Source organism: Hymenobacter sp. BT491, from assembly GCF_014349165.1.
In the GTDB taxonomy this organism is placed as follows: Bacteria; Bacteroidota; Bacteroidia; order Cytophagales; family Hymenobacteraceae; genus Hymenobacter; species Hymenobacter jejuensis.
Genome location: NZ_JACSJJ010000003.1, coordinates 439,229 through 457,715, shown reverse-complemented (window position 1 = coordinate 457,715; position 18,487 = coordinate 439,229). Strand labels below are relative to the sequence as shown.

The 18,487-nt window shown below is 57.7% G+C and carries 13 protein-coding genes and 1 tRNA gene; 5 read left to right on the top strand and 9 right to left on the bottom strand.

Features of this window, described 5'->3' with window-relative positions; translation table 11 throughout:
• Window positions 1–69: 69 nt before the first annotated feature.
• Complete coding sequence (locus tag H9I52_RS13435; protein ID WP_187454286.1) at window positions 70–936, bottom strand: hypothetical protein; 867 nt, start codon at window positions 934–936, stop codon at window positions 70–72.
• Between the two features lie 176 nt (window positions 937–1,112).
• Between H9I52_RS13435 and H9I52_RS13430 the strand changes: the two genes are divergently transcribed.
• Window positions 1,113–1,895: a phosphatase PAP2 family protein gene (locus H9I52_RS13430; RefSeq protein WP_187454285.1), complete on the top strand. Its 783-nt coding sequence runs from the start codon at window positions 1,113–1,115 to the stop codon at window positions 1,893–1,895.
• Window positions 1,896–1,944: 49 nt separating this feature from the next.
• On the opposite strand, the gene H9I52_RS13425 is transcribed toward H9I52_RS13430, so the two are convergent.
• Entirely contained in the window at window positions 1,945–2,958 is a 1,014-nt protein-coding gene (locus H9I52_RS13425; RefSeq protein ID WP_187454284.1) for a ComEA family DNA-binding protein, read from the bottom strand.
• 410 nt (window positions 2,959–3,368) lie between these two features.
• Between H9I52_RS13425 and H9I52_RS13420 the strand changes: the two genes are divergently transcribed.
• Window positions 3,369–3,971: a DinB family protein gene (locus H9I52_RS13420; RefSeq protein ID WP_187454283.1), complete on the top strand. Its 603-nt coding sequence runs from the start codon at window positions 3,369–3,371 to the stop codon at window positions 3,969–3,971.
• Between the two features lie 30 nt (window positions 3,972–4,001).
• Here H9I52_RS13420 and H9I52_RS13415 read toward each other — a convergent pair whose 3' ends face one another.
• From H9I52_RS13415 to H9I52_RS13400, 4 genes are all read right to left on the bottom strand, one after another.
• A complete protein-coding gene (locus H9I52_RS13415) occupies window positions 4,002–4,766 on the bottom strand; it encodes a fatty acid desaturase family protein (RefSeq protein WP_139516079.1) in 765 nt (254 codons plus the stop codon).
• A 59-nt stretch (window positions 4,767–4,825) separates the two neighbouring features.
• Window positions 4,826–5,506 (bottom strand): DUF4166 domain-containing protein, encoded by a 681-nt coding sequence (locus H9I52_RS13410; RefSeq protein ID WP_187454282.1) that lies wholly within the window; start codon window positions 5,504–5,506, stop codon window positions 4,826–4,828.
• A 17-nt stretch (window positions 5,507–5,523) separates the two neighbouring features.
• Entirely contained in the window at window positions 5,524–6,450 is a 927-nt protein-coding gene (locus tag H9I52_RS13405; protein ID WP_187454281.1) for a DoxX-like family protein, read from the bottom strand.
• 356 nt (window positions 6,451–6,806) lie between these two features.
• A complete protein-coding gene (locus H9I52_RS13400) occupies window positions 6,807–7,352 on the bottom strand; it encodes a porin family protein (RefSeq protein ID WP_262386073.1) in 546 nt (181 codons plus the stop codon).
• Between the two features lie 227 nt (window positions 7,353–7,579).
• Between H9I52_RS13400 and H9I52_RS13395 the strand changes: the two genes are divergently transcribed.
• Window positions 7,580–13,807 carry an alpha-2-macroglobulin family protein gene (locus H9I52_RS13395; protein WP_187454279.1) on the top strand — a complete coding sequence of 2,076 codons (6,228 nt, stop codon included), beginning with the start codon at window positions 7,580–7,582 and terminating at the stop codon, window positions 13,805–13,807.
• A gap of 134 nt (window positions 13,808–13,941) precedes the next feature.
• The gene (locus H9I52_RS13390; protein ID WP_187454278.1) at window positions 13,942–14,454 is read left to right on the top strand and encodes a hypothetical protein; all 513 of its coding nucleotides are present in this window, start codon (window positions 13,942–13,944) and stop codon (window positions 14,452–14,454) included.
• Window positions 14,455–14,567: 113 nt separating this feature from the next.
• On the opposite strand, the gene H9I52_RS13385 is transcribed toward H9I52_RS13390, so the two are convergent.
• Window positions 14,568–14,903, bottom strand: coding sequence for a 2Fe-2S iron-sulfur cluster-binding protein (locus H9I52_RS13385; protein ID WP_187454277.1), 336 nt, complete (start codon window positions 14,901–14,903; stop codon window positions 14,568–14,570).
• Window positions 14,904–15,024: 121 nt separating this feature from the next.
• Window positions 15,025–16,038: an NAD(P)/FAD-dependent oxidoreductase gene (locus H9I52_RS13380; RefSeq protein WP_165699487.1), complete on the bottom strand. Its 1,014-nt coding sequence runs from the start codon at window positions 16,036–16,038 to the stop codon at window positions 15,025–15,027.
• Window positions 16,039–16,574: 536 nt separating this feature from the next.
• Between H9I52_RS13380 and H9I52_RS13375 the strand changes: the two genes are divergently transcribed.
• On the top strand, window positions 16,575–18,290 hold the full coding sequence (locus tag H9I52_RS13375; RefSeq protein ID WP_222940502.1) for an SBBP repeat-containing protein: 1,716 nt from the start codon (window positions 16,575–16,577) through the stop codon (window positions 18,288–18,290).
• Between the two features lie 78 nt (window positions 18,291–18,368).
• Here H9I52_RS13375 and H9I52_RS13370 read toward each other — a convergent pair.
• Window positions 18,369–18,442: transfer RNA gene (locus tag H9I52_RS13370), tRNA-Arg, on the bottom strand.
• Between the last annotated feature and the right edge of the window lie 45 nt (window positions 18,443–18,487).

Here is an 18,487-nt window from a genome sequence, read left to right as displayed (position 1 = left end):
TAGAACAGGCGAGCGTTCGATTTGCTTTTCGGCCGTTTTGCTGCGCGGTTCCGTCGTGGTGGGTAGCGGTTAGGGTTTGTAAGTAGCGCGGTAAATGCGGCCTTTTTCGTTGCTGATAAGAAAGTCGTGATTGTTGACGAACACCAGCGCCTCGGCCTGTCCGCTTTCCGGAATTGGGAGGCAGCTTTTGGCGCCGTCGAACAGTTTGCGGCCGGGCTCCAGCCCGATCAGATATACGTGCCCGTAACCCAGCAGCGCCACCGTGTGCCCGTCCGGACTGATGTCGGCCGCCGTAATCCAGGTATTAATCTGCACGCTGTCGACCAGCCGTGCCGTGTAGCGGCCGGGCTTGGCGGGCAGCACGTATTGCTTTACCCAATGGCCCTCACCGCGATTTTTGGTGAACAAATACAGGCTGTCTTGGCGGTAAAAAAAGGCTTCGCAGTCGAAGTTGCGCTTGGACTTCTTGGGCGGAAAATCGTGCTGGTCGGGGTACAGGAAGTGCGTCGTGTCGATTTGGCGCAGGTCGGGGCCACTGAGGCGGTAGATGGCCAGGTTGCGGCGCTTGTTTTGGTTGTTGCCGAAGTCCCCGATATACAAGCGTTTCTCGTCGTCTTGGGCCAGGTCTTCCCAGTCGTTGTTCATTAGGGGCGCTAGGTCGAGCGTGCTTAGTAAGTCGCCCTGCGGCGTCACTTTGTAGAGGCGGGCTGTGTTGCCGCCGTCGCCGTGGGTCCAGAGGTCACCTTCGTCGTTGGCCAATTCAAACCCGGAGCTTTCGACTACCTCGCCCTTCCGCATCCGCCCGACCTGCTTTACTTCGTACGACTGGTTGACGTTGTCGAAACTGCCACGGCCCTTGTCTTTGGAGCAGCCACAGATGACGGATTGGAGAAAGACCAGCAGCGGAAAAAGCTTGTCGCGCAAAAGAAACAGCATAAAAAGTAAGTGAGATGAAACCGGCCGTCGCGGCCGCGTGCGTAGCCCCTGCATACGGAAGGCCGAATGGCAAGGGCACTTCTGCGCCAAAAATGTACGTTAAGCAACTAAGAGTCTGCGCTTTTGCCTGGCAGAAAGGCTATCTTGCTCTGTCGTTTTTCTCATTGTTTTCGCTGATGCGTTTCTTGTATTGCTTGTTGCTGGCCAGTAGCCTGCGGGCCGGGCCGGCGGTCGCTCAGGCCTTGCTGCCTACTGCCGCCGATACCCTCCAGCCCCAGTCTGCGTCTGTGCCTTTCCTGAAACGGCCAGGTGTATGGCGCACGGCTATTCCGCTGAGCCTCATTGGCTTGAGCTATGCTGGGCGCAACGAGAATTTCATTGACGAACTCAAAGAGGAAGTGCGCGAAGAAAGCCGCGAAAACTACCCGCGCTTTCGCACTCATGTCGACGATTACTCGCGCCATGCGCCCTTGGTGGCAGCCTATGCCTTGCAGGTAGTGGGCCTGAAAGGCGAGCGCGGCGTCATTCCGTTCACCATCACCTACGGGCTTTCGCACGCGCTGAGCACAGGCATCGTCAGCCATCTGAAGAAGTGGACCCGCGAGCCCCGCCCCGATGTGGCCACCGATTTTAGCTCTTTCCCCTCGGCTCACACCACCGAAGCTTTCCTGACCGCGACTTTGCTCCACGAGCAATACGGCCGCCAATACCCGTGGCTAAGCGTGGCCGGCTACTCGGTCGCCACGGCTACGGGCGCCATGCGCGTGCTCAACGACCGCCATTGGGTGACCGATGTAGTGGCCGGTGCGGGCATCGGGTTTTTGTCGGCCGAAGCCGTGTGGCGCTTGTACCCGTTGGTAGCACGTTGGGTGCCGGGGAAAGTAGGCAAGCTGCTGGTCGTCATGCCGACGTATGCACCGGGCGGGGCGATAGGCATGGTCCTGGCTGTGCGACAGTAAGTTGCTGCATAAGTATTTAATTGTCAAATACTTATGTAAAATACAATAATTAAAAGCGTAGGTAAGGCAGCAACTTTGCGAAAGCTGCGTCGTCGAGAATACGAATCTGGCGCAGGTCGCTGGCTTGCCGGAACGGGCCGTGCTGCTGCCGAAACGCCACAATCACGCGCCCAAAGCGCAGGCCCACGTACGGATGCTCTTTCAGCTCGGCCAGCGATGCATTGTTTACGTCGATAAACGCCGGGATAAAGCCTTGATTGACAAACGTATACTTGCGCAGACTGTCTACGAGGTCGGGCGCCAAGTTGTAGATTTCGCCCACCTGCTCTTCGCGGATGAAGCCGCCCAGCCGCTCGCGGTACGCCACCAGCCGCGCCGAAAGCCGGCTGCCAATGCCGCGAATCTGCTTAAACTGCGTGGTGTCGGCCGCGTTCAGGTCGAAGGGCGCGAGGTGCGTAGGCTTGCGCGCAAACTTGTTGGGCGGGTAACTTGCAAACGACTTGTTGGCGTTGCGATCAGGCCCGGCCGCGTAGTCCCGAAACTTGCTTTCACGCGCCGGTAACTGCTCCGGCAGCTGTATGTAAGGCGCCAAGCGCGCGTACACCGAATCGGGGAGGCCATACGTGCGCCGAATTTGCTCTTTGGCCTTAAAGCCCCCGATTACATCGCGAAAATGCACGATGCGCTGCGCCACAAAATGCGGCAAGCCGCGGGCCTCCCAGCCTTCTGGCGTCAGGGAGTTGGGGTCGAAAGGGGACAGCGCCACCCGCGGCACCGCCGTTCGGGCAGCATAGCTCCGGCGCGGGTACCGCGAATCGAAAGCTCGCGGCTGGCGTTGCGCTTCCAACTCGGCGGCCCAGCGGTTGAGCTGCTGTTGGTCGGCCTGAGGGTCGTAATGCGGCAGGGCGGGGCGCAGTAGCCATGGCAACACCAGCCACAGCAGCATCAGGAGAAATAACACGACGAAACCGGAGGTTTCGCGGCGCGAAAACCCAAAGTAACGCCGTATCCAACGTAGCAAAGCGTTGGGTCGGCCGGGCTTTCCAGCAGCAGGATCAGACACGGAAGATGACTCGGAATAAGAATAGAAGCTCTAAAATTACGGGCTGGCCTGCATTTGACAATAACCTGCAAAATGGGCTTGGCCTTCGATAGCAGTGGCTTATAAGTAAGATGTTATATATCAATAGTTTGCATGCAAAACGTTCCTTGCCGCCCGCGGATGTTGTTATTCTCATTCGGAGTGAGGGGTCAACGAGCAGCAACTTTGTTGTTTCAACGCAATACGCAAGGAATGAGAACGTTAGAATGTATGGTGCTGCAAACGCCCGTCGCAGGCCGTGCTAAAAAAGCCGGGAGTTGTGAAGAATATCGGGATTTGAAGGGAAAGGCGCCTTAACTTGCCAAAAACCAAATCCGAACCGTATCATTACTGTGCGTTCTGCACTTTTTGACTTTACCCTGTTGCCTGCTATGAGCCAACCTGTAACCCGTACTGCCGATTTCCTGGATCAGCTCACGGCCGATTTGCAGGCGATGCGTGACATCACGATGCGCCGCTTTCGTCCGCTTACCGACGAGCAACTCAATCGCCGTCCGGGCCCAGGGAAATGGAGTGTGGGCCAGTGCCTGGAGCACCTCAACATCATCGGCGGCCACTATTTGCCCGTCATGACGCGCAGGCTGAAGCAGGCGCAGGAGCGCGGCTCGCGGCCCTCCGAAACCGTCAAGCACGGCATCATCGGGCCGCGGCTAACGGCTGCCATGCGGATGCCTGCTTCGCAGAAAGCGCTCAAAGCGCCCCAGCAATACGCACCCAGCGGCAGCCGCCTGCCCCGCACTGTGGTCGAAGTGTTCAGCCGCCAGATCGACGAACTGCTGCAAATGGTGCAACAGGCGCGCGCCATCAATGCCAACGCCGTACGCATTCCTAACCCGCTGATTCCGCTGATTCGCCTGCGCCTTACCGACCAATTTGAATTTATGGTGGCTCACATCCAGCGCCACGTCGCGCAAGCCGAGCGCGTGTTGGATGGCGAAACCCGGCCTAGCCACTTGTCCGAAAGCTTGGTGTAGATTGTAAGCTGTTTATTAAAGGAGTTATCCTTAGTGATGGTGTTCCTCCGGCGGCGGGGGTAACTCAGCCGCGGCCCGGTGCAGCAGCGCCGTCGGGACGCGCGGGTAATGGTGATGCACGTGGTGAAAAGCAAAGGACGACACCACCGGCGTCCAAATTTGGGCCATCGCCGCCGCGACGCGGGCCGCCGGATTGCGAGAAGCTACGTGGTGCGGCACATATGAAGCCCAAATGGGCATCGTGGCGCTCATCAGAAAAGCTACTGCCCAGTATACCAAGCCAATAGCCGAATCGAGATAGTAATATAGACCCACAAAAACGGCCAATATAAATACCGTAGCGGCCGTTTCGAGCAGCTGCCTGTTGCGCGTTTTGGGCGCAATGCGCAACGACTCGCGGCGCAACATCAGGATGTGGTATGGGCCCTGCCAAAGCACCCGCGCAAAGCTCCACGTAGCTGGCGCACCTTCGGGGTCATCGTCGGTGAGGCAACGACCGTGGTGACGCAAGTGCGTGACCTGCATGGCTTGGCCGCTTTTCAGAATTAGCAAAGCGCTGAGCGTCAGCACGCGTTCGTTGTTCTTTTTCGACAAGCCCAGAGCGTTGTGCATGGCATCGTGCATTTGCACAAAGGCCGCTAGGCACACGGCCACGGCCAGCGGTACGGCCAGCCACCAAGCGCCCGCTACTGCTGTCCCAATATAGAGAGCCACCAGCACCCACGGGCGCGCCAACTCTACCACTCGCTGACGCGGCGTGAGTTGCAGATAAGCAGCAGCGGTATTAGGGTTCATGTGCTTATAAATACTTGACTATCAATATTTTGTAAATATGAATTCGGGGTAAATTTCGCTTACTCCCGTACTTCTTCGCGTTGTGGTAGGGCATAGGCCGGAATTTCGGGCTGCGTGACCGTGCGCCAAGTCGGGCGAAAGGAGCCATGATAGCCGAAAAGCTTACCAAAAGCGGGGTTAAGCACTTCCACCTTGATGCGGTAGCAGTCGGCATCGTCGTCATACCATTCTTCTACATCGGCCAGGCCCGACATGAGCATAGGAAACCGAAACTTGATGGGGCCTTCGTAGAAGCGCTGTTCGCCGGAACGCAGGCGCAAGCCGCCTCTTTCGGTCACGGCCAAATCGATATCCACGGCAAGGTGCTGGTGCGTGCCCAAGTAATCGACGATGCAATTGCGGGAAGCGCTGCGTATCATGGTGGCGTCGAAGCAGCGTGTGCAGTTGGGGAAGCTGAAGCGACGAATCCAGGTCACGGTTTCGCGGCCGAAGGAATCGCGGTACGCGTAGTTCTCGATGCGAAACGGCACGTTCTTGCCGGCATCCGGAAACATGATGTTGCGCAGCAGCCCGACGCGCAAAAAAGGCAGCGTGTAAAACGGTCCGTGCCACACGCGCTCCATGGTGCCCTCGCCGATGAAAGCCCGGTTGTCGGCGCTGGAAAAAGCCAGCCGCTCCTGAATGCGGGGGTGGAGCTTCTGAAAATCGGCCCCAAGTTGTTGCTGATAAATCGATTGCATAAGTAACAGATTAGTAATTAGTTATGGGGATATGCAGGAGGTTGGCGCAGGCAGCGAGTCGCGCTTGGTAAGTCATCGGACAAAGTCAGCAAGCCCGCACCGGCCAGCGCCACCATCGCCAGATTCAGCGTCAGGGGGTTGAAGGGCGCCGCAAAAACGGCCGGCTGACTAAACAACGCGCCTGCGCCCAAGACGACCAAGCCTACCATATTTAGCCAGTACACGAGCCGCAACAGGCGCACTGGCCGCAGCCAAAACAATAGGCCAAACAAAATCTCGCCGATGCCTACCACTGCGGCCACGCGGTGCGCTGCCGCGGGCGAAAAGCCCGCGCCTTGCAAAATGCGTAGTTCGCCGGTGTCTGGGTACAGCAACTTCGGCACCACGCCCTGGTACACCCAGATAAAGCCCAGCGACACCCGCACCAAAAGCTGAATGAGCGCCAGCCGCAGCGAAGCCGCGGGCGAAATGCCTTTTTCCAGCCACAACCGCAAGCAATCGAAGCTCCAAGCCGTGGCCCATCCAATGAGCGGCCGAAACGCCAGCCGGTCGAGCCAGCGGCCGGGTGCCCCGAAGCGCGTCTGGTAGTCGTAGCCGGTCAGAAAACGCAAGCCATCGGTGGTCGGGATGTATTTCCAGTAGCCCGAGCCGGTGCGGATCAGTGACACCCATTCATCAGACCAAAACTTCAGTACCGAAGTCCGTTCGCCGTTTTTCTCCTTCGTGCCCACGCTTTCGCCCCGGCCCGCAATGCCCAACCCAAAGCCAATGCGCGTGGCGTACAGAAACTGCTGCGGTGCGGTTTCGGAGGGACGAGGCAAGTATTCAATTTCCGTGAAGCGCAAATCCCATTGCTGGTGCAGCTCGGGCCGCTGCGTGTGCTCCCAAAGATCCTCCATCGGGCATTGGATGAAGGTTTCGACGTAGATTGGCGGATTTTTCAAAACGACAGCGCCGGCGGCGCGATTGTATGAAGAAAGGTAGTTCAGGTCCGTTGGTATCGCAAGGAAAAACAGGGAAGAAAACAGCGGAAATAAATATTTCTATAATGAGATGAGTGTGGGGGAGTTATGAGGCCGAAGTCAGCGCAAACCCAAGCACAAAAAAGCCTGCAATAGCGAAGATTGCAGGCTTTTGCAAACAGGAGATCAGGATTACTCACCGCCGAAGAAATACGGGAGCGTCAGCTGAACTGCCCAGTTTTTTGGCTTGTAGCTCTGGTCACCGACGTAAGTGTTGGCGCCTGGGGTGAAGGCGCAGCTGTAGCCCAGTTGCCCCTGCCAAGAGCCCCGTTGGTAACCTACGCCCCATTAAGGCCCGCGTTCGGCAGCGGTACAAGCAGTTGCAGCCCTCCAGGTGGTTTCTTCCGAGGTAGTAACCGCGATCGTCCGCCATCCTGAGCCGATAGCGGGCCAGTCAGGCTGCCAGCGTAATTGTAATTGTGATACCGCTGGCGGCCGCCCACGCATGCAGCCACGTAGGGCCCGGCAAAAAGTTGTAGCCCCATGGGCCCACTGAAGGGGTGCACAAAGTGGATCGGCAACTCCAAGTAGTTAAGTCGGGTGGTGGTCACTGACCGGGCGTGGTAGACCGGCTCATCGATGTTGTCAATAATGTAGGTGTTGTCTTCGTGGTAGCCGCGCTGCAAAAACACCAGTGCCGGCTGTAGGGCCAACTTCCCAAATTGAGCTTGAAAAACGACGCCAGCTTGCGCGCCCAGCACCGACGAGCGGCCAGGAATGCTGGTTTGGGTAGAATAGTTGCCTCCCACACGCACACCAACACGCACTGGGATAGGCGCCATTCGAATCTGAATTTGGGCTTGAGAAACAGTTGAGCCACTCAAAACGCGAGTGAAGCCTAATAAGCTGATAAGTAAGGATTTATGTATTTTTATAATGTAATTAAGGAAAGAATCCGCCTTAGAAAGCTAAAAAAGGGAGGCAATACAGTGGGGCTCATCACACGTTTTTAAGCATAACAATACAAATAGTCGGGAGGCGCGTGTGGAATTCAACTCGGCAAGGCATCTGATTTTTGACATCTTGCTTTCGCTTTCAAATTTCTGCTGCTATGCGCTCCCTGCCTTTGTTTTTGCTGCTATGCGTGTTGGTTTTCACGGTCGGCTCATCGGCGCCCGTGCCGCCAGGTGCGAACGCCAAAAAATGGAAACAGATTGATGCTTTCCTGAAGAAAAACCAGACTGCTTCGGCCGGCAAGCTCGTGGAGGAAATCTACCAGCAGGCGCGCCGGCAGCAACAGACGCCGGAGTATCTGCGGGCCTTGCTCTATAAGCTGCGACTGCTGGAAGCCAAAGAGGAAGATTCGGATGAAAAAGCTATCGATCTGATTCATAATGATTTGCAAACGGCGCAGTTTCCGGCTCGTCCTATTCTGCATTCGTTGCTGGCGCAGCTCTACGCCACGTACTACGATCAGCACCGCGGCCAGCTCTACGACCGCACGCCCGGCGCCACCGGCCCCGCCACCGACACCACGGCCACTTCCGGCCTGGCTACTTGGGATGCGGCTCGCCTTGGCGCTGCCGTAGTCGAGCACTACCACGCTTCCCTCAGCGACGAGCCCCAACGCCAGCAACAGCTGCTGCTCAAGGACTTAGGCGACGCCATCCGCGGCGGCGATGCCGAAGGCCGCCAACTGCGCCCCACGCTGTATGACCTGCTCGCGCACCGTGCCATCGATGGTTTGCAGAATGACGAATTCTATATCACGCGGCCTGCCGAGCAGTTTCGCCTGACCAATCCGGCTTTGCTGGCGCCCGCCGCCGAGTTTGCGCGCCTGCCGTTGGAATTCCCCAAAGCCGATTCGCTCAACGGCCAGTTTCACGCCCTGCGCGCGTTGCAGCAACTCACTGCGTTCCGTCTGAAAGACGCCCAAAACCTGCCTGCACTGGCCGACGTGGACCTGAAGCGGCTGCGCTTGGTGCAAGAGCACGCCGAATTTGCCAACAAAGATTCGCTGTTTCGGCAGGCCTTGGCCCGCGCCGCCGACACGTACAAAGCCTTGCCCATCAGTACGGAATTTCTCTTTGCCGAGGCCGACAATCTGGAGGAAAGCTCGCCGGCGCAGGCCCTGATCCTGTGCCGCGAAGCCGTGCGGCGTTTCCCCAAATCGCGCGGTGCCCAACAAAGCGAGGCTTTGCGCAAGCGTATCGAGGCGGTTGAGCTGCGTTTCGCGACGGACGAAGTGGTGCTGCCCAACCAGCCGTGGCTGCTACGCTTGGAGCAGCGTAACGTGAAGCGGCTATACGCCAAAGCATATCGAATCAGCACGGCTCAGACAATAAATACTTTTAATCAAAGTGGTGATAATCAGGAATTTGCCAAAAGATATGCCCGTGCTTTAGCTGCCAAGCCAGTTGCTGCCTGGTCCCTCGAAGTACCCGGTTCGCAGGATTACAAGTCGCATTCGGTGCAGCAGGCGGGGCCGGCGCTGCCACTGGGGCACTACCTCATCGTGATCAGCACGGCCGAAGAGAACCCGGTGAAAGCACGAGCCGGCGCGACGACGGTGTGTAACCAGTTGCAAGTAAGTGCTTTAAGCCAGGTAAAACGTGGTAGTGCCGACAGCGAAGGCCCCGAAGTTTTGGTGCTGCATCGCCAAAGCGGTGCGCCGCTCGCGGGAGCCCACGTGCTGCCGTTTTACGAATACTACGACCAAAAATCCCGCGAATACAAGCCCCGGCGCGGTACTGCCGTAACGACCAATGCGGAAGGCGTAGCGCAAATTCCGGTAGGTGTCAAGACGGGCGAGAACACGCAGCTTCGGGCTGTACTGCTCACGCAAGGCGCTGATTCTCTGTTTGAAACGGGCTACAGTTACTACCGCCCGCGGCGGCTGGAAGTGCAGGACGATCAAGCGCAGCGCCGCACGTTTCTCTATACCGACCGCGCCATTTATCGTCCCGGCCAGACGCTATACTTCAAAGGCATCCTGACCGAAAGCCGCGCCGGCAAAAGCCAGCTGCTTACGCAACGCGCTGTATCCCTGCGCTTTGTGGATGTGAACGGCCAAGTCGTGCAGACGCTGCCCTTTACGACCAACGACTTCGGCTCTTTCCACGGCTCCCTGGTGCTGCCGACTAGCTTACTGAACGGCGAGATGTCGCTGCAAACCGACGACGGCAGCGTGTCGTTTACGGTGGAAGACTACAAGCGGCCCACGTTTCAGGTTGCGTTTGAGCCGGTGAAGGGCGCGCCCCAGCTTGGCAAATCGGTGACGATGCAGGGCAAAGCCACCGCTTACGCCGGTCAGCCCATCGACGGCGCCACAGTGCGCTACCGCGTGGTGCGCCGCACTGTGTGGCCCTTCTTCCGGCCGTATGGCGACGCCCTGATTCGGTTTCCAGAGCCCGATGAGCGGCAGGATGTTGAGATCACCAACGGCACGGCCCAAACCGATTCGGCGGGCGGCTTCCGGGTCACGTTCACGGCTCTGGCCGACGAAGAGGCGCAAAAGCAGCGCGGCTGGCGTCCCGGCTACGTGTTTGAAGTGACCGCCGACGTGACCGACGCGGCCGGCGAAACCCGCACCGGGCAGCAAAGCGTGAGTCTGGGCACCAGCGCACTCACGCTGCGCCTGGAAGTGCCGGAGCTCCTAAATCGGGCGCAGGTTCCCGCGCTAAGCTTAATCACCCAGAATGCAGCAGGCGAAGCCGTGCCCGCGCAAGGCAAGCTGCGCCTCTACCGCCTGGCGCCGCCTGCGCGAGGCCTGCGCCCGCGTCTTTGGGAAAAGACTGATGTTGAGGCTTTAACGCGAGAATCGTTTGTGCAAAAATTCCCGCACGACGCCTACGCCGACGAAGCTGACGAAAGCAAATGGTCCCGCACATTGGTGTTGGAACAGGGTTTCGATACCGAAAAGTCGCCGTTGCTGCTGGCGCTGCCAGCGCCGCTGGCCCAGCAAGCGCCCGGCCGCTACGTGCTTGAAGCCACCGCTGAAGATGCTGCCAAGCAGCCCACAAAAGCCGAGCGTTACTTTACACTCTACGACCCCGCTGCCAAAGAGCTTCCGGTTCCGACGCCTGACTGGTTTGTGACTGTGCAGGACAGCGTGCGGCCCGGCCAAACGGCGCAATTTCTGGTGGGCAGCAGCGAGCTTGGCGCCCGCATTCTGGTAGAAGCTGAAGCCAAAGGTCAAACCATTATGCATCAATGGCTTACGCTTGCTGCTGGCGAACAGCGCCTTGTGGCCGTACCGGTGCCAGCAACGCTGGGCGAAACCCAGCTGTACTTCCACGCCACGCAGGTGCGCGACAACCGCCTGTATACGCACACGGCCACAGTACAAATCGCGACGCCGCCAGCACCGCTGCGCCTGAACATCGCCACCTTCCGCGATCGGCTCCAGCCCGGCGAGAAGGAAACCTGGCGCGTCACGATTCAAAACGCCGACGGCAAACCTGCTGCCGCCGAGCTGTTGGCGACTCTTTATGATCAGTCGCTAGACGTATTTCGGGTGCATGCATTTGAGAATCTGAACTTTATGAAGCCGTATTTCCCATCTCTGCTGGCTTGGAATGGACGGTTTGAGACTGAGGAATCGAACGAACTCTTCGGAGAAGGTGCTTCGACTGACGAAAATGAAATTCTATATCCTCATTTAAGCTGGTGGGGATATTCACTTGGCGATGACGAGAGCAGCAGCGATTATAAACTACTGCCTCCACCTCATAACGGAGCCATGAAATTCACGACTGTGAGGTTCAGGCCTCCAATCGTCAAACGCGATGAGGAAGTGAGAAGTACTGCGGGTGGAGTAGCCGCTTCAAATGTTGCGCCTCAAATGGCAATGAGGCGCATGGCTCCACCCCCGCCACCTAACGCCCCTCCCGCTCCAGATTCGAGCGACGAAATTCCAGACCAAGAAGAGTTGAAAGACAAATCGCGTCCGGTGGACCTTTCCCTCATCCAAGCTCGCAAAAACTTTCAGGAAACTGCCTTCTGGCAGCCCGACCTGCGCACCAACGACAAGGGCGAAATCGTGTTGGAATTTCAGATGCCCGAAGCCGTCACGCGCTGGCAGCTGCTGGCCCTGGCCCACGACCAACAGCTGCACAGCGGCCTGCTCCGCCGCGAGCTGGTGACGCAGAAGCAGCTGCAAGTCACGCCCAACGCGCCCCGCTTTTTCCGCGAAGGCGACCAGCTGACGCTCACAGCCAAGCTCAGCAACCTCACGGCCAAAGCGCTGAGTGGTAACGCACAACTGTTTCTGTTTGACGCCTGCACTCAGCAACCCATCGAGGCAAAGCTGTTGCAGGGCAAAGTCCGGCAAAAATTCAGGCTGAAAGCCAATCAAAGCCTGGCGCTCGGCTGGAATTTGCAAGTGCCTGAGGGCCAGGAAATTCCGTTGGAAGCGGTTACGTACCGCGTAGTTGCGCAGGCCGGCGAATTTTCTGACGGCGAGGAAAACACGTTGCCCGTGCTGCCCAATCGGTTGCTCGTCACGGAGTCGTTGCCGCTGTCGGTGCGGGGCGCGGGTGCGAAGGATTTCGAGCTGAAAAAGCTCACGAGCACCACGTCAGCTACGCGTCGCAACTACTCGCTCACACTGGAGATGACCCAGAACCCAGCGTGGTACGCGGTGCAGGCGCTGCCGTATCTGATGGAGTATCCATATGAATGTAGTGAACAGACATTCAGTAGGTTATATGCCAACTTGCTGGCCGCCCGTATTCTCACCCAAAACCCGCGCATCCGGCCGGTGCTGGAGGCGTGGAAGCGGGCTGCCGCCAGCGGCGACAAAAATGCCCTGCGCAGCAAGCTGGAGCAAAACCAGGAGTTGAAAAACCTGCTGCTTCAGGAAACGCCTTGGGTGCGCGACGGCCAAACCGATACCGACCGTATGCGCCGCCTCGGCGAGCTATTCGACGAAAACCACCTGCGTACCGAAACCGCCAAGGCCCTAACCAAACTAGCCCAGCTGCAACAGCCCAACGGCGCTTTTCCGTGGTTCGAAAAGATGCCCGATGACCGCTACATCACCCAACTCATTGTGGCGGGTTTTGGCAAGCTACAACGCCTCGGCGCCTTCGATGCCGCCCAGGACGAGCGCGCCCGGCCTATTCTCACCAAAGCCCTGCACTACCTCGACGCGCAGTTGCAAAAAGACTACGCCGAACTGCGTCGCCAGAAAGGTATTGATCTGAAACAGAACCATTTGGGTGATATACACATTCAAGCGCTGTACGCCCGCAGCTTCTGGTCGAAGCAGCCCGTTGCCAAAGCCGATCAGCCGGCTTTCGAATATTACCGCCAGCAAGCGGCCACATTTTGGCCGACCCAGAATCGTTGTTTGCAGGGATTTATCGCACTAACACTGCATCGGGCTTCTGCGCAATCGTCTGTCAGTCAAAATATTATGAAGGCATTGGCAGAGAATGCCTTGCACAACGACGAGCTGGGTATGTACTGGAAAGAAGTACGCAGCGGTTACTACTGGCGCGAGGCCCCAACCGAAACGCAAGCCACTCTGATTGAGGCCTTTGACGAAGTCGCCAACGATCAGAAATCGGTTGACGAAATGAAGCTGTGGCTGCTGCGCCAAAAGCAGACTCAAAACTGGGAAAGCACCCGCGCGACTGCGGATGCCTGCTACGCCCTCCTGCTACGCGGCTCCGACTGGCTCCAACCTGCTCAGCCGCTGGAAGTTGCAGTCGGTGGCGCGGTCGTGAAACCCAACGCCACGGAAGCGGGTACCGGCTATTTCAAAACGACTTTTCCCGCCGAGCAAATCAAGCCTACGCAGGGCCGCGTAAGCATCCGCAAGCCCGATGCGGGCGTGGCGTGGGGCGCATTGTACTGGCAGTATTTCGAGCAGCTCGATAAGATTACGCCTGCCGCTACGCCGTTGCAGGTAGAGCGGCAGCTTTTTCGGGAGCAGCGCACGGCGGGCGGTCCGGTGCTCGAGCGCCTCACGGCTACTACGCCGCTACGCGTTGGGGATGCGTTGGTAGTGCGCCTCATCTTGCGTACCGACCGTGACTTAGAATACGTGCACCTCAAAGACCAGCGCGCCGCCGGCCTGGAGCCCATCAGCCAGACGAGCGGCTACCGCTACCAAGGCGGGCTGGGCTACTACGAGAGCCCGCGCGATGCGGCCACCAACTTTTTTATGGGGCAGCTGCCCAAGGGTACACATGTATTTGAGTACCGATTGCGGGCGGCGCAAAGCGGCAATTTTTCGGGTGGCTTAAGTCAGATTCAGTGCCTTTACGCGCCCGAATTCACCAGTCATTCGGCCGGCGAGCGGCTTCGGATCGAGCCGGAAAAGGCTCGGTAAGGGCAATTGCATTTTTCAGGAGTGAATGTTGCCTGACGCTGCGGAAAGCCGCTTTCAGGGCGGCGCGGTAAGGGCCTGGGTTGTCAATATGCTCAGGCTGTGGTACTTTTGCTCTTTCCAATCCCTTTGCAACGATGCCGCTACGAAAGATATATGTGCTCGCCGGTCTGCTTTTGTGCAGTGCGCCGGTCTTCGCTCAAAGTGCGAAAAAGAATTCCGGTCCGTCCGTTCCCGAAGGCAAAGTAGCGTTACCCGTAACGCCAGCGCTACCCGGCGAAGAAAAGCTCACCGCCCGCGAGCGGGCCGAGCGAGACTTCCTGATGCCCGTGCGCCGCAAGCGCGCCGCGGCGCTCAAGCCTTCTGCTACCGACCAAGCCTCGGCTACCGACATAACCGCGCATGTCGCCGAGGAAGCCGAAGAAATTGCCCCAGCCGAAGAAGCTGCTGCGTCCAAAACGACTGCTACCCACACCTCGCACCGTCGTCGGTCTAGCTCGTCGCACCGCCGCAGCACGGCCGCGCACTCGTCCGCCAGAAAGAAAACGAGTGCCAAGAAGTCGAGCTCTAAAAAGTCTTCATCGAAGAAATCAACGGCCAAGAAGTCAACGACTCACCACAAAACTACCAGCTCCCATCGGCGGCGCTAAACGCCCTACCCATTGAAGAGTAGCTTACACACAGAAGGCGCGCCACAATGGCGCGCCTTCTGTGTGTAACAGCGATATGGTGAAACCAGAATCTGTTGCGTAAGGAGTTGGTTCTAAGCCATTTGTGGCATGAGTCGCACCACCAGCCCATCGAGGCGCGGGGTAATGCGGATCTGGCACGAGAGGCGGCTGCCTTCGTTGAGGATGGGCAGGCTCTCGAGCATATACATCTCGTCGTCGCTGGGCTCGTCGAGGGCGGGGCCGGCCAGCACTTCCACGTGGCAGGTGCCGCACAGGGCCATGCCGCCGCAGGTAGCCTGAATGTCGTAGCCGCTGGCTTTAAGCACTTCCATAAGGCTCAGGTTCATATCGGTAGGGGCCTGAATCTCAATGCGTTGACCCGGTGCCTCCTCAACGTAAATGCGTACTTCAGTAAGGTCTGAACTCATATCTTAGGGCTTGTCGGTAGGAAAAGGTTGGTTGCCAGTGGGTTGCTAGCTAAGCAGTCTGTTTGCGTAGCAAACTAACCACCTATTTTCAACTTCTGGCAACCACCCTCCCAAAACCGGCTTACAGCGTAGGTACGCCGTTGACGGTGGTGTACTTCAGCACGTATTTCTTGTCGGGGAAAATGTATTTGTAAGCGCCCTGGGCCATGAGCGCGGCTTCGTGGAAACCGCACAGAATGAGCTTGAGCTTGCCCGGATACGTGTTGATGTCGCCGATGGCGTACACGCCCGGCAACGAGGTAGAATAATCTACGGTATCGACTTTCACCGCGTCATCTTCCAGCTCCAAGCCCCATTCGCCAATCGGGCCGAGCTTAGGCGTCAGGCCAAACAGCGGAATAAAGGCATCGGTGGTGACGGTTTCGGTGGTGCCGTCGTTGGCCGTGATGGTCACGGCTTCCAGCGTTTCCTGGCCGTGCACATGGCTGACATTCGAAGACAGCACCAGCCGCACCTTGCCGGCTTCGTGCAGCGCCTTCACCTTCTCAGCCGAGTCGGCTGCGCCGCGGAACATGGTACCGCGGTGTACCAGCGTGACTTCCTTAGCCACATCGGCCAAGAAAATCGTCCAGTCAAGCGCCGAGTCGCCGCCTCCGGCAATCACCAGGCGCTGGTCGCGGAAATGCTCGGGGTCGCGCACCATATAATATACGCCGCGGCCGCCTTCGTACTTCTCCAGCTCATCGATGGCAGGCTTGCGGGGCTCAAACGAGCCGAGGCCGCCGGCAATGGCAATAGCCTTGCACAAAATCTCGGTACCGTCGGTGGTGAACAGCTGAAACGAACCGTCTTCGAGCTTGGCAAAACGCTCCACCCGTTCACCCAAAGTGAAGGTAGGGTGGAAGGGTTCGATCTGACGCATCAGGTTCTGCACCAGGTCGCCGGCCAGTACCTCGGGGTAGCCCGGGATGTCGTAGATGGGTTTTTTGGGGTAAATCTCGGAAAGCTGACCCCCTACTTGGGGCAGGGCATCGACTACGTGGCAACGCAACTTCAGCAATCCAGCTTCGAACACAGCAAACAGCCCCACTGGGCCGGCCCCGATAATGCAGATATCGGTGGAGATAGAATTCATCATGAATAGCAGGTACAAGAAAATGGCTTCATGCCAATCTAATAACAACGAAAACCGCAGAATCGTTGAGGATGTTGGCCGACCGACCAAAAATCAGTCCGCCAACGCATTAGGCGCGTTGCGCCGCGCGAAAGGGGTCCGCGCGGCCGTCGCCAAACTTCTGCGGCATACCGGCTCTGCCGGCCCGCAAAGATACGCACGAACCCGAGGGCAATAAATAATGCCAAATGTTTGTTTTGCTGGATATCGTAATTAATTGATTATAAGTTATTTACGATAGCGACGTCGGTTTGACACAGGACTTTAGCAAGAAAACGTAAGTGTCAACTAGCTTCTTGAGCGAGGGCAAAATGTGGCGAGTACAGGAATATTGCTTTGATATAGGATTATAGGAATAATAAATATAATATTTATTATTTAAAATTTTTGTCATTCATTAGAGAATCACTATTTTAGATAGCGTTCTGGAAGTAGCAGATGACGTTGTTTTTCGTCTGCAGTGGTTTGGCTATCAACCTTTTAATTCTTGCGGTGCCATGAACAATGCTACCCGTTTTTTGTGGCAGCCAGTACGGCTCATTCTATTACTAATTTTGTGCTGGTCGCTTGCGACTCCCGCTTGGGCGCAGACTCCAGCCTGGCAGTGGGCGCAGGCAATAAGCCCGGTTACGCTGGTTGAAAAACCCACCGCCGATGAGGGCAGCGTGGCTGGCCAGAAAGTAGCCGTCGATGCCCTCGGCAACGTGTACGTGGTGGGATCATTCATTGGCAACGCCCGTTTTGGCACTCTCACGCTCACTGCAAGCGAAAGTTCAGCCGACGTATTCGTAGCCAAGCTCGACCCCGCTGGGAAATGGCAATGGGCTGTGCGAGCGGGCGGCACCAGCATCGATGCCGCCACCGGCGTGGCCGTGGACGCAAGCGGTAGCGTGTACATCGTCGGCAATTTCCTGAGCCCTCGCGCCGACTTCGGTGCTACTACGCTCACTAATACGGGCGGCTCCGACGTGTTTGTGGCCAAGCTCAACCCGGCCGGCCAATGGCAATGGGCGGTCGGGGCTGGTGGGGTAGAGGTTGAAAGAGTAAACGAAATTGCCCTCGATAAAAGCGGTAACGTGCTGATAGCCGGCGACTTCTTTAGTCCCAGTGCGCGTTTTGGGCCTATGACCCTCACCAACAACACCCTAATGAGCCTGGATCTGTTCGTAGCCAAACTCGACCCCGCTGGGCAATGGCAATGGGCCATCAGGGCGGGCGGCACGGGCAATGAAAGCGCTGCTGGTGTAGCCCTCGACGGCAACAACAATGTGTTCCTGACCGGAGAATTCAACAGCCCCGACGTGCGCTTCGGCGCGACTTCCCTTGCTGCTGAAAACGGTTCCACGGACGTGTTCGTGGCCAAGCTAAATCCGGAAGGCGAATGGCAATGGGCCGCCAAAGCAGGCAGCAGCGCCGGCACCGATGTCGGCAATAGCGTCGCCGTGGACAAAAGCGGCAACGTGCTGGTAACGGGCTATTTCCTAAGCCCGCGCGCCGACTTCGGCACCACCACGCTTACCAGCAGTGGGTCTTCCGACGTATTCGTGGCCAAGCTCAACCCCAGCGGCCAGTGGCAATGGGCCGTAAAAGCAGGTGGCCTCGCCGACGACCGTAGCAATTGTATTGCCGTAGATGGCGCTGGGAATGCAGTCGTAACGGGTTATTTCTTGAGTCCTAGTAGCCTTTTCGGCCTGAGCAACTTGACCAATAGCGGTCCGTTGGGTGTTGATTTGTTCGTGGCCAAGCTAAATCCGGAAGGTGAATGGCAATGGGCCGCCAAAGCCGACGGCACCGCCGACGATACCGGCAGAGGTTTGGCCGTTGACGCTAGCGGCAACGTGCTGGTAACGGGCTATTTCCTGAGTCCCAGCGCCCTTTTTGGAACCACTGCTCTTACCAACAGCGGCTTGTATACGGGGTTTGTGGCCAAGCTATTGGGCGGCGTAACCACGGCCCAGACCCGTTCAACTACGCTGGAATGGCGGGTCTTCCCTAACCCCGCCGCCGAATCCGTGACAATACAGCTAGCCAACTGGAACGGCGCAAACCTGCTTAGCCTAGTCGACAGCCAAGGCCGCTGCGTTCGGAAAATGCAGCTGGTCAATCAGCGCGGCCCCCTGGACATTTCGCTCCGCGGGCTGGCACCTGGTTTTTACCTAGTGCAAGTGACTTCAACGGCCGGCATCGCGAGCCGCCGACTCGTTGTTCAATGAGCCTGAGAGGTTAGCGGCTGTAGAATGCTTATCCGGAAAATAATAAAGGCCCTCAACATGCTGTTGAGGGCCTTTTTGTGGTCGTGTAAGGAGTCGAACCTTAAACCTTCTGATTCGTAGTCAGATGCTCTATCCAATTGAGCTACACAACCATTTTTCCTTTGCGGAGCACAAAGATAGTAGGTAAAAGTTTAGTC